Source organism: Thiothrix unzii (assembly GCF_017901175.1).
GTDB lineage: Bacteria > Pseudomonadota > Gammaproteobacteria > Thiotrichales > Thiotrichaceae > Thiothrix > Thiothrix unzii.
Genome location: NZ_CP072793.1, coordinates 2,182,481 through 2,195,141 on the forward strand (window position 1 = coordinate 2,182,481; position 12,661 = coordinate 2,195,141).

The 12,661-nt window shown below is 50.3% G+C and carries 11 protein-coding genes; 4 read left to right on the top strand and 7 right to left on the bottom strand.

Going from position 1 to position 12,661, the window contains the following annotated elements; translation table 11 throughout:
* Positions 1-157 precede the first annotated feature (157 nt).
* A complete protein-coding gene (locus J9260_RS10810; RefSeq protein WP_210217783.1) occupies positions 158-1,942 on the top strand; it encodes a PHA/PHB synthase family protein in 1,785 nt (594 codons plus the stop codon).
* On the opposite strand, the gene J9260_RS10815 is transcribed toward J9260_RS10810, so the two are convergent.
* Genes J9260_RS10815 through J9260_RS10830 form a run of 4 tightly spaced genes read right to left on the bottom strand, consistent with a single transcriptional unit; the run spans position 1,939 to position 4,976 of the window.
* The gene (locus J9260_RS10815; RefSeq protein ID WP_210217784.1) at positions 1,939-2,415 is read right to left on the bottom strand and encodes a CinA family protein; all 477 of its coding nucleotides are present in this window, start codon (positions 2,413-2,415) and stop codon (positions 1,939-1,941) included. The two genes, J9260_RS10810 and J9260_RS10815, sit on opposite strands and share 4 nt — an antisense overlap.
* Entirely contained in the window at positions 2,415-3,356 is a 942-nt protein-coding gene (locus tag J9260_RS10820) for a S49 family peptidase (RefSeq protein WP_210217785.1), read from the bottom strand. The genes J9260_RS10815 and J9260_RS10820 overlap by 1 nt, the downstream gene beginning before the upstream one ends.
* Positions 3,353-4,018 (bottom strand): HAD family hydrolase, encoded by a 666-nt coding sequence (locus J9260_RS10825; protein ID WP_210217786.1) that lies wholly within the window; start codon positions 4,016-4,018, stop codon positions 3,353-3,355. Before J9260_RS10825 ends, J9260_RS10820 begins: the two co-directional genes overlap by 4 nt.
* 1 nt (position 4,019) lies before the next feature.
* Positions 4,020-4,976 (bottom strand): RluA family pseudouridine synthase, encoded by a 957-nt coding sequence (locus J9260_RS10830; RefSeq protein WP_210217787.1) that lies wholly within the window; start codon positions 4,974-4,976, stop codon positions 4,020-4,022.
* A gap of 534 nt (positions 4,977-5,510) precedes the next feature.
* Here J9260_RS10830 and rne point away from each other — a divergent pair.
* Positions 5,511-8,594: a ribonuclease E gene (rne, locus tag J9260_RS10835; protein WP_210217788.1), complete on the top strand. Its 3,084-nt coding sequence runs from the start codon at positions 5,511-5,513 to the stop codon at positions 8,592-8,594.
* A 26-nt stretch (positions 8,595-8,620) separates the two neighbouring features.
* Here the strand turns inward: rne and J9260_RS10840 are convergent, their stop codons facing one another.
* On the bottom strand, positions 8,621-9,100 hold the full coding sequence (locus J9260_RS10840) for a low molecular weight protein-tyrosine-phosphatase (protein WP_210217789.1): 480 nt from the start codon (positions 9,098-9,100) through the stop codon (positions 8,621-8,623).
* 77 nt (positions 9,101-9,177) lie between these two features.
* Positions 9,178-9,981, bottom strand: a complete 804-nt coding sequence (locus tag J9260_RS10845; RefSeq protein ID WP_210217790.1) for a hypothetical protein — start codon at positions 9,979-9,981, stop codon at positions 9,178-9,180.
* A 273-nt stretch (positions 9,982-10,254) separates the two neighbouring features.
* Here J9260_RS10845 and J9260_RS10850 point away from each other — a divergent pair, with 273 nt between their 5' ends.
* Positions 10,255-11,247 carry a hypothetical protein gene (locus tag J9260_RS10850; RefSeq protein ID WP_210217791.1) on the top strand — a complete coding sequence of 331 codons (993 nt, stop codon included), beginning with the start codon at positions 10,255-10,257 and terminating at the stop codon, positions 11,245-11,247.
* Between the two features lie 52 nt (positions 11,248-11,299).
* Positions 11,300-12,457 (top strand): TMEM43 family protein, encoded by a 1,158-nt coding sequence (locus J9260_RS10855; protein WP_210217792.1) that lies wholly within the window; start codon positions 11,300-11,302, stop codon positions 12,455-12,457.
* Positions 12,458-12,530: 73 nt separating this feature from the next.
* Here J9260_RS10855 and J9260_RS18815 read toward each other — a convergent pair whose 3' ends face one another.
* Entirely contained in the window at positions 12,531-12,653 is a 123-nt protein-coding gene (locus J9260_RS18815; protein WP_281419387.1) for a hypothetical protein, read from the bottom strand.
* Positions 12,654-12,661 lie beyond the last annotated feature (8 nt).

A 12,661-nucleotide genomic window follows, 5' to 3' on the forward strand; every position in this document is an offset into this window, starting at 1 on the left:
CAAGCCAATGCCGAACGATAAAAGCGGGAATTTTCGGTTATTCGGATAATCACACCACGTACCTACTAATAAAAAATTGTCGACAATCCCCCCATAAACTGGTTACTGTGACGACCCTATGAATATCCCTAGTCCACACAAGCGGAATCCCTGAACCATGCAAAATCTGGCGCAAAAACCAACGCACTCAACTGACCCGGTGCTGCTGCAAACCAACGTCACGACGGCACTGCTGCTGTGGCAACAATTCATCGCCCGGTTTCTGGTAGCAACCAGCCAAAAATCGCAGGATGCCCAGCAAAGTGACAACAGTTTCAGTACGGCACTGACCAAATGGGGCGTGAACCTGTTCCTGCACCCCAATGCTGTCATGCAAGCCAATATGGAACTCTTCCAAACCCAAGCAAAGCTATGGCAACACACCACTGCCCGCTTGTTCGGATTCGGTCATCTGTCACCCGACATGCCTGCCGTTACCGACAAACGTTTCAAACACCCGGCATGGCAAGAACACCACTTCACCGAAGTTCTGCTTCAGTCTTACCTCAATCTGTCGACATATTGGCGGACATTGGCACAAACCGCCAACGGCTTATCAGAAGAGGATGCGAAAAAAGCCGAGTTTTTCATTAACAGCATGATTGATGCACTCGCACCGAACAATTACTCGCACACCAACCCGCAAGTTTGGCAAACCATCCTCGAAACCAACGGCGAAAACCTCGTCAAAGGGATGCGTAACCTGCTGGATGATTTCCAAGACGGTCAATTGCGTATCCGCATGACCGATATGAAAGCGTTTGAACTGGGACGCGATATTGCCACCACGCCCGGCAAAGTCGTGTTCAAGAATGAACTGCTGGAACTGCTCCAATACACACCAACTACCACCAAAGTCCGTCAACGCCCTGTCTTGATCGTACCGCCTTGGATTAATAAATATTACATCCTCGACTTGCGCGAAAAGAACTCGTTTGTGAAGTGGGCAGTCGACCAAGGCAACACTGTCTTCATGATTTCGTGGGTCAACCCTGACAGCCAGCACCGCGATTTAAACTTTGAAGACTACATGCAGGCAGCGATTGCGGCGATGGATGCGGTCGAAGCGGCGACCGGCGAACGTGACCTGAACCTGATCGGTTACTGCTTAGGCGGCACACTAACGGCTGCTACCCTTGCTCACCTGAAAGCCAAAGGTGATGACCGGGTGAAAAGTGCCACCTTCTTCACCACGTTGCTGGACTTTGCTGAACCCGGTGAAATCGGCGTGTTCCTGAGTGAACAACAAGTCGGTTCGCTGGAAAAGCGCATGGACAAAACCGGCTACCTCGATGGCAAGGACATGGGCACGGCTTTCAATATGCTCCGCGCCAATGACCTGATCTGGTCGTTCTTTGTGAACTTGTATTTGCTCGGCAATGACCCGATGCCTTTCGACCTGTTGTACTGGAACTCAGACAGCACGCGGATGCCAGCGGCGATGCACAGCTATTACCTGCGCAATATGTACCTGAACAACTGCCTGAGCCAAGCGAATTGCCTCACCCTTTCTGGTACGCCAATTGATTTGCGCACCATTGATACTCCGGCTTACTTTGTTTCCACCCACGATGACCACATCGCGCCGTGGCGCAGCACCTATGCAGGCGCGAAGCTGTTCGCAGGCCCGGTACGCTTTGTGTTAGGGCAATCCGGCCACATTGCAGGCATTGTCAACCCCGCAGCCGCCAACAAATACGGCCACTGGGTCAATGAAACGCTAGACGAAAATGCGGATGATTGGCTGTTTGATGCCACCAAAGTGGATTTGTCTTGGTGGCATGACTGGAATCGTTGGGTAGCAACGTTCTCCAGCGAAGAAGTCGATGCGCGTATTCCCGGTGCAGGCAAACTGGAAGTACTGGGTGATGCACCCGGCACTTACGTGCGCCAGAAGATCTAATCCGCCAGCATCTGCAATACGCCTTGTAGCGCGTATTGCACCGCCTGATAGCGTACCGCTTCCCGATCACCGTCAAAGTATTGGGTTGCGGTACGTACTTTCCCATCCTGCGCTGCCCAACCGAAACAGACCATGCCGACAGGTTTGGTGGTTGTACCGCCACCCGGCCCCGCAATACCACTGACAGATACCGCGACTTGCGCCCGTGAATGCAGTAACGCACCCGTTGCCATCGCGGCAGTCACAGCTTCGCTCACCGCACCGTACTCAGCTAAGGTTGCTGCTGGCACACCCAGCATTTCCTGTTTCGACTCATTGCTGTAAGTCACAAAACCTCGTTCAAACCACACCGAACTGCCGGCTAAATCAGTACACGCTTTAGCAATTGCACCGCCGGTACACGATTCTGCGGTTGTGAGCATCCAGTGTTTGGCTTGCAATGCCGCTACCATTCGCGCAAGCAGGGTTTCCATCAACGCAACACCGGACGCGGCGTTGCATCCATCGACAATAACGCCTGTGCGGAGGTTTCAACGCGCTCACTCAAACGCTCAAACAAATCCTTTTCCGAGGTGAAGTTAACCATTTCTTCCGCCTTGATCAGCTCACGCGCGACGTAAGCATCGCTGCCCAAACCGTCGATTAAACCCAATTTGAGCGCGTCTTCACCCGTCCAAAACAAGCCGGAAAAAATATCTGGGTTGTTTTGCAGCCGCTCACCGCGCCCTTCCTTCACCACACTGATGAACTGCTGGTGGGTGTTATTCAGCATATTTTTGATATGCGCCACCTGCGTTTCATTTTCTGGTAAAAACGGGTCAAGCATTCCTTTGTTCGCACCAGCGGTGTACAAACGTCGTTCAACACCGAGCTTTTCCATCAAGCCAACCGCGCCGAAATTATCCATGCGCACCCCAATCGAACCGACGATACTTGCCTTATCCGCGTAGATTTTATCCGCTGCTACGGCAATGTAGTAACCGCCCGAAGCGCACAAATCCGACACCACCGCATACACCGGAATTTCTTTGTGCTTTGCTTTCAAACGTTTGATTTCATCATTAATAATGCCGGATTGCACCGGGCTACCGCCGGGACTGTTAATCCGCAACAGCACACCCTTGGTTTTTTCATGCTCAAACGCTTCCTTCAACGCCGGATTCACGAACTCACCGCTGGCTAACGCGCCATCCATAATCACGCCGTTAATATCCACAACCGCCGTGATTTCCTCAGCATCAGTGAATTTATTACCGGACTCGTCCGCATTGATTCCAATCAACAACAGCAAACCCATGCCGACGAACAGCAATTTGAAAAATATCCCCCAACGCCGCGCCCGACGTTGCTCTTTAACCACTTCCAATGCTACGTCTTTTAAAACCAGCAAGGATTGCGTCTCTTCCTGAATCATTCTGTCACCTGTTGTTGTGTTAACCACGCGGGAATTGCTGCCACATTATCCACGTAACCACGCGGTTGATGCTGCAATAAACGCTCCAGCCCATGCACGCCGTAAGTTACCGCCAAGGAATCCATGCCGATAGCCTGCGCCATTTGTAAATCGTAAATACTGTCACCGATCATCAAGGCATCGCGCACCGCCGTATCACAATCTGTCAAAATTTCATCCAACATTTGCGGGTGCGGTTTGGAACGGGTTTCATCCGCACAGCGCGTAATCGGAAATAACGCATCCAAACCCGTTTCCGCCAATACCTTATCCAAGCCGCGCCGCGATTTACCTGTCGCCACTGCCAATTGGTAGCCTTGCGCCGCCAAACCGTGTAATGCCTCCCGCGCTCCAGCGAACAGTTCGCTGCCGTGGGTGGTGCGCACCAAAAACTCTTGGCGATATTCGTCCACAATTTGACGTATTAACGAAGGGCTGGCCTGCGGGTAAAGGTGGTAAACCGCCTCATCCAACCCCAAACCGATAATATTACGAATTTGCCCATCGCTACGCGGCTCTGCCGCTGTCAACGCAATCGCATTGCGCATACACAAAGTAATGTGCGCCGCCGAATCCATCAGCGTGCCATCCCAATCAAAAATCAACAATGAATAGGTTTTCATCTCACGTCTGCACCGAACTGATTCTGATATTCAGCAATACATCCTTCAACTCATCCGATAACGGTGCTTCGATCATGTAACGCCGCCCAGTCGCCCGCAGGGTAAATTCCACGCTGGCAGAGTGCAAAAACAAGCGTTTCAAGCCCATTTCACGAAACTTACGGTTCAGCGCGAAATCCCCGTAGCGGTCATCACCCAAAATCGGATGCCCCAGATTTTGCAATTGCACCCTTATTTGATGCATTCGCCCGGTTAAGATTTGCGCTTCGAGCAACGACGCACCGTTGAGATTTTTCAACGATGAGAAAATGGTTTCGGATACCTTGCCCTCACCCTCTTCCACCACCTGCACTTTTTGGCGCGTACCCTCTTCCTTGCTCAAATCCATCGTGACGTGTTGCCGCCCGTGCTTCCAACGCCCTGCCACCAACGCCTTGTAACGTTTGTCAATCTTGCCGTCGCGGAACAAACCGTGTAATTCGGTTAATGCCTGACGCGATTTCGCCAAAATCACTACGCCGCTGGTATCGCGGTCGATGCGATGCGCCAATTCCACGTAAGGCAGATTTTCACGAAGTTGCCGGAATGCTTCAATCAACCCCAATTTGTAGCCGCTGCCGCCATGTACCGGCAACCCCGACGGCTTATTGATGAAAATGAGTTGCTCATCCTCAAACAACATCGCTTTTTCCAACATTGCCAGTAACGCAGGCGAAGCTACGGCTGGCTGATCGACCGGGCGCAAATCCTCCTCTTGCTTCACCGGCGGAATCCGAATCACCTCACCCAGCTCCAGCTTTTTTTCGGGCTTCACCCGTTTTTTGTCAACCCGCACTTCACCCTTACGTAAAATGCGGTACACCACGCTCTTAGGAACGTGTTTAAAATGGCGAATGAGGAAGTTATCTACCCTCTGTCCGGCTTCATTTTCGGTTACGGTGTGATATTCGACTGTCATAATGAGAAACATACCAGATTATTTGAAATCTAAATTGAATATGATTAACCGAATTGATATATTCGCTATGGGCAAAAAGGCAGGTGTCACCCACCTGACAAACCGGGATCAATCAAGAACGAGATGATATGACCCGCGCCTTAGTGATTCAATCATAAATTCTGACGGCTTCTATCAAACGGATGAATTTGTGACAGGGTGGAAGGAGCGTAACAAGTCGCACCGCACCCGCAAACACGATGCTCGCGCACACCAGTAGGGGTCAACGCGCGAGTCTGACATTAACAGCAGAAACTTGTTGCTGATGTCTGTTAAAAGAATACGCCAGCGGCTCACAACGCACATGCATCCGCCCTTTTGTGGCATTCTCATGATCCGTGACGACCGAACGATTCTTCGAAGAAGCTGGACAGATTTCAAGGTTAGCCCGTGCAGCGATAAGCCTAACCCATTGATATTCCTTAAAATGAGTAGATCTGACCTAATCTGGAACAAACAGGTAACAGGTACTGCATAACAAGGCTTATGTAGTCCATGAAACGTATTTTAATTAATGCCACGCAACCGGAAGAAATCCGGGTTGCAATGGTCGACGGGCAACGCCTGTACGATCTCGATATTGAGCACCCTTTCCGCGCTCAAAAGAAAGCAAATATCTACAAAGGTGTAATCACCCGTATTGAGCCTAGCTTAGAAGCTGCTTTTGTCAATTATGGCGCACAACGCCACGGCTTTTTATCTTTCCGCGAAGTTGCCCCTGAATTTTATCAAGGCGAAGCGAAAAATAATGCGCGTCCCAACGTCAAAGACATGCTCCGCGAAGGCCAAGAAGTGCTGGTGCAGGTGGACAAGGAAGAGCGCGGCAACAAAGGCGCGGCACTGACCACGTACTTAAGCCTTGCCGGACGCTATCTGGTATTGATGCCCAACAACCCGAAAGCAGGTGGGGTTTCGCGCCGTATTGAGGGTGAAGATCGCCAGCAAATCAAACAAACCCTGAACGAACTTGATGTTCCAGACAGCATGGGCGTGATTGTACGCACTGCTGGCATTGACCGCGAAGCTGAAGAGTTATCGTGGGATTTGGACTACCTCAAAACCTTATGGGCAGCGATTCAGCAGGCTTACACCCAGCACAAAGGCCCTACCCTGCTTTATCAGGAAAGCAACGTCATTATTCGTGCTTTGCGGGACTATTTCCGCCGCGACATTGGCGAAATCGTGGTCGACGATGAGAAAGTTTATAAGCAAGCCCGCGATTTCATGCAGGCAGTCATGCCGCATAACATCCGCAAGCTGAAACATTACACTGATGGCACTCCACTGTTTAGCCGCTATCAGGTTGAAAATCAAATTGAAACAGCGTATCAGCGCACCGTGGGCTTGCCGTCCGGCGGGGCGATTGTGATTGACCACACCGAAGCGTTGATTTCCATCGACATCAACTCAGCACGTGCCACCAAAGGGCATGACATTGAGGAAACTGCGCTCAATACCAACCTCGAAGCTGCTGACGAAATCGCCCGTCAATTGCGTTTACGGGATTTGGGCGGCTTGGTGGTGATCGACTTCATCGACATGCTACCCAGCAAACACCAGCGCGAAGTTGAAAAACGCCTGCGTGATGCCATGAAACTTGACCGCGCACGGGTGCAAGTCGGACGCATTTCACGCTTTGGTTTGCTGGAAATGTCGCGTCAACGCCTGCGCCCTTCTTTGGGTGAATCCAGCCAAATCGTCTGCCCACGCTGCACCGGGCATGGTCATATTCGCAGCACTGACTCGTTGGCACTGTCAATTTTGCGCCTCATGGAAGAAGAAGCCATGAAGGAAATGACTGCCAAGGTCATTACCCAAGTGCCGGTTGCAGTCGCGAGTTTCTTACTCAATGAAAAGCGTCAGGCTCTGGCTGATATTCAGGCACGCCGCAACATTGAGCTGCTGGTCATTCCTAACCCTTACCTCGATACGCCGCACTACGAAATCAGCCGTATCCGCAGCGATGGTCTGGAAGTGGAAGATGTTGCCAGTTACAAGCACATCCCTGAACCACCGGAATTAGAAGACACCACGCAGCAAGAAAACCTGCCAAAACAATTGCCGGTAGAAGCGGCTGTTACCAACGTGATGCCGAGCAAACCTGCTCCGCAAGCCGCGCCGCGTAACACCCCAGTCAGCGATGTTGTAACACCAGAGCCAACGGCAATTCCCGACGTTAAAGGCCCCGGTTTGGTACGGCGGATTTTCAACAGCCTGTTTGGAAGCAATCCTAAAGCTGAAAAAGCCGCAGAAGCTGCCGAAAAAGCTGTCGCTGATACTGAACGCAAAGACGAAGCGCAACGCCAAGATCGTCAAGGCCGCCGCAGCAATAATCCGCGTTACGAACGTAATGACCGTAACAATGACCGCCGCGAACGCAACAACACCAGAACCCCAGAGAATACTGAAACGGGTGCAAGTGAAGATAATCGTCAGCAACAACGTCGCCCTAACGAGCGCACTGAGCGAAACGAGCGTCAACCACGTAACGACCGTAACGGCAACCAGCGTCAACAAGGGCGTGAACCGCGCGAACCGAATCCGCAACAGCGTGAACGTGAGCCGGTAAACGACAACCGTGAAGCGCAACAACAACGTGAACCGCGTGATAATCGTGAACCGCAGCAGCAACGTGAGGGCAATCAACAACGCCAAGAACCGCGTCAGCCACGTAACGACCGTCAGCAACGCCGTTACGAGCAACCCGTTGCTAACGTCGATGATGTTGAAAACCTGCCGCCTGTCGAAATCAGCTTAATGCCGATCGACGACAATGCCGGTTCTGACCGACCGAATGAGCAAGGCCAGCGTACCCGCAATCGCCGTGATCGTAATCGCCGTGATAACCGTGAGCGTCGTGATGAGCGTCGCCCGGAAACTAACGAAGCAGGTGAAACCCAGCAGCAAGCAAGTGGTGTTGATACGGTTAGCACTAGCTCTCCGCTGCCAATTGTAGTGGTAACATCCATTGCGGATTTAACCCCACTCAATGCGCCTGCGCCCAAACGCCACGCACCGCCAGTAAGCGAGCCTGACGACGAACCAGCAGACGAAGTACAAACCGAGGAAGTGAGCGCGTTTGAGCCAACGGATGATGATGCTGAAATCCAGCAACGTCCACCGCGTGAATACCGCGAACGTCGTGGTCGTACACGTCGTCCACGGGGTGGTCAAGACCGTGATCGCCCGCGCCAACCGCGTCCGGCGACTGATCACGAAATCACACAAGAGTCACTGGAACCATTCGTGATTGACTTAAACCCCGAAAAACCGGCAAAAGTCGAACGTGCGCCGCAAATCGTGGTGGAAAGCCAACCGCCTGCAACACCCGTCGTCGTTGCTGAGGTAGCTGCACCTGCTCCTGCACCAAAACCGGAAGTGGTAATCGCCGTAGAACCTCCCAAAGCCGTTGTGGTTACACCTGAGCCACCACCGCCAGCACCGCCGGAAGTGGTAACACCTATCGTGGCAGCACCAGCAGTGGCGGTAACACCGGAAGTGCTCACAGCCAACGAAACGGCAGAAGCGGAACCAGCACCGGCTCCGAAGAAACGTCCTTCATGGATGCACGCCGAATAAGGCAGCATCCTAAGCAAGTTTCTTGCTTACCAATGGTGGCGGCGGATATGCATCAGCAATCCCGCCGCCGCATCTTCCACCATGTCTAATACGCGCTCAAAGCCGCTATTCCCACCGTAATACGGATCTGGAACCTCATCCACATCCCAACGTTCCGCAAACTTCATAAACAAATGTACGCGTTCGCGCCCTGATTCCGTCACCAAGTCCTGCAAATCGTACAAATTGGTATGATCCATCACCAAAACGTAATCAAATTCCTCAATATCCGCCGCTGTCACCTGACGGGCGCGTTGCCCTGACAAATCCAAGCCACGACCTTTTGCCGCAGCTTGTGAACGCTTGTCGGGCGGGTTCCCAACGTGATACGCATGAGTACCCGCCGAATCAATAACAAGGTGCTCCGCCACGCCTTCTGACTGCACCAAACGTTCAAAAACACCCTGCGCAGTGGGCGAACGACAGATATTGCCCATACATACAAATAAAACCTTAACTTTTTTCATAAAATCAAATTCTTAGATGAAAAATTTACACAAAAACATATTACAACACTGGCAGGATGAATAATGAAAATAGACAGTTAGAACCCTGCCCTTTCCCACTGAACACCTGTCCATTCGGAAACCGCCTCAACATCCAGCGGCGCACCAAGCATTGCACAGTCACTGGAGAAAACAATATCACCTTCTCGCATGGATTTTCTAATATCCCGTACTGCAAGCGTATCGCTGCTTTCTGGCGTTTCCTGACCTTCACTATTGGTGGACTTAAACTGCCGGAAGCTGGTCAACTCATAGATAAAATTACCACCGTTTGAAAAACTCATGTAATTGTATGCTGCACTATCGTCTTTACTGTGCTGAAGGCTTAATTCTTGCGGGAAACTTTTTTTCTTGGCAGGGACAGACAGCTCAACCTTGCCAATTTTACCAAAGCGGTATTGCAAATACCCAGAACGAGCAGACACATCATTCGATGCGCACACAGAAACGGTCTTTTTATTTTTCAACTCACAGGAAAACACCGTGAGTTCATCGTCGGTGCAATGTGTTGCGCTGTCCGCACCTAACAGTTCAATTTCATCGAAGGATTCCATCTCACCCATGTTGTTGCCGCTACCATCGACCTGCGTACCCGTGCCAACCGTAACTCTGACCTGAGTGCCTTTAAAACTGTCAGGCATTGCTGTTTCCGCATTCCAGTTCTCACACAAGGTAGCGGTACACAGACCAATGTGTTCTTCGCCAGCCGCGTCGGTAACAGTCAAGTAACAGTTGTCACCACACTCGTATCCAGAAATTTCACCCTCAAGGCTGGCGGCACTGACGGGCAAGGCGAAGCCACCTAATGCAACCAATAAAAATAGCGTATTTAGTGTTCTCATGATTTTTCCCTCGCATTGATAAACTATCGTTAAAAAATTAATCTTGGGCAAGATGTAAGCCCAGGCTAAGAATCTTGCCAGATATAATCCTAGCAAAAAACACAATGACAATTCTCAAATTTATTGATAAATTCAGCCATGTTATATGCCATCTTCTGAACTTATAGTGTGTGTTCAGCTTTGTTGCGAGAGAGAGCGCATATATTCAGCCTTTCTTTTTTCACCCCGGAAAAAGAAATAATTTTCTGCCCGCCATATTAAGAAGCCATTATCATGAAAAAATCGCTTATTCTTTGTTTTATCACTCTATTAAGCTCCCCATTCGTCATGGCGGATCAATCCATTAACTTTCCTGAAAATGCCCCGCAACTCGACGTAGCATTCCCCGATGACTGGGAACTCAAGCCGAAGGACGGCGTACTGTTTGCCAATCCCAAGGATGATTCCAACTTCTTTATGGAACTCTCTAAACTGGAAGCTGACAAGGATCATCCTGACGAAGCAATGGAAGAAGCCAAAGCCTCTATCGAAGACAGCTTCAAGAACGTCACTTACGACGAAAAGCCGACCGAAGGCGAAAATCCGGGCGTGACTTTACAAGTACTCAATGCCAAAGGCGAAGACGAGGAAGGTAAAGCGAACATTAACCTCATCCTCGCCAATCACACAGAATCCGGCGATACTTACATGCTGCTGTGGGTTTCCAGCAGTGAAGCCTTTGAAAAGCACGCTGAAATTGCTGCAAAAGTTATCGAGTCAATCGAAGCCCACGGCGGCGACGCGAACAAAGGCGACGACAAGAGCAGCGATGCCAGTGACACGCAAACCTACAGCTATCCAGACAAAGACAAACCGCTTTTTACCGTCGACTTCCCGGCTGATTGGCACATCACACCCGATTCTGAAGGTGCTTACGTGGAATCCCCCGACAAATTGGTTGCGATGAACGTACTGTTGATCGACCAAGGCGAACTGGATGTTGCTGTCGAAAAAATGAAGAAAGACGTAGGCGCGAAGTATGAAAGCATCGTTTGGAATGAAGGCAAAGACCCCGAAGTTGCAAAGGATGATGCCTTGGGCGTTACCGCTACCTATAACAACGGGCAAGCAGAAGCGAAAGGCGTACAATACTTCGTAAACTTCGTCGAATATGTCAAAAAAGACGGTGAAAAATTCCTCGTAATCATCAACCAAGCACCGAAAAAGGCACTAGAAACGCACGCCGACGCGCTAGAAAAAACCATCAAGTCTATCAAAGTCAAATAATGGCTTATGCCGCCAATGACCTGAATTAACAATTAGCTGGAGAATGCGTCAAATGTCGAATGATAATTTCACCGAAGTCACTTCCGAATCGTGGTTTAGTCGTCTTGGCGGCGCAATTAAAGGGATATTGGTTGGTATTGTACTGATCATTGCTGCCTTGATACTGCTGTTCTGGAATGAAGGCCGATCCGTCAAAGAATACAAAACACTACAGGAAGGCGCGAGTTCTGTCGTCTCGGTCGCCTCCGATGCTGTTGACCCTGCCAATGCCGGTAAACTGATCCATACCACCGGGAAAGCCGATACAAAAGCCGTGCTGAGTGACCCTATTTTTGGGGTATCAGCCAATGCCTTACAACTGCGTCGGGTAACAGAAATGTACCAATGGCAGGAAACCTCGCAAAGTGAAACCCAGAAAAAGCTTGGCGGTGGCGAAGAAACCAAGACTACGTACTCATACGCAAAAACTTGGTCGGCAAGCGCGATCAACTCCAGTAATTTCAGAATTCCAGAGGAACACCAGAACCCGGCAACCATGCCCTACGAATCCAACACGCAGGTTGCGGATGCGGTATCCCTTGGGAAATTCAGCCTCCCCAGCTCCCTCGTGGAGCGGATTGATGAAACAAAACCGCTTTTTATTCAAGCGGCTGACATTAAAAATACGCAACTTCCCACAGGAATAAAATTACAAGCGGGTAGTTTTTACAGCGGTGCAGATCCGGCAACACCACAGATTGGGGATCAACGCATCACCTTTGAAGTGGTGAACCCGATGGAAGTCAGCGTCATTGCCAAGCAGGTTCGGAATACGCTTGAACCTTACACCACTAGCGTGGGCGGGGAAATTGAACTGCTGGAAACAGGCATCCACAGTGCTGATGCCATCATCCAACATGCACAAGACAGCAATGTCATCTTGACATGGATTCTCCGGCTCATTGGATTTATCCTGCTCGTTATTGGGATTAATATGGAATTCAAGGTGCTTTCTGTTATAGCCGACGTATTGCCTATTGCAGGCGACATTATTGGGGCTGGCACAGGAATCATTGCATTTTTATTAGCGATCATTTTTGCTTTAGTGACGATTGCGACTGCGTGGATTTTCTACCGTCCATTATTGGCTATAATTTTGCTGGCAACAGTAGTCGGTGTCATAACCGTAATCAAAATAAAACTGAATAAGCAATCTAAAATAGCTGCGTAACTGCTTTATACAGCCCTTGCACCATTTTAATGCAAGGGCTTTTCAATAAATGTCCGAATAAATTCGCGTTGATTTATTTAACGGGTTCGCCGTTGCGGTAGCGTTGGTTTTTATCCGAGGCATTTTCGGGGTCGCCTTGATCCACAACAAAAGTCGCAGGGTCAGCACCAGTAATGACATTCGCGCCTTGATACACATAAGTAA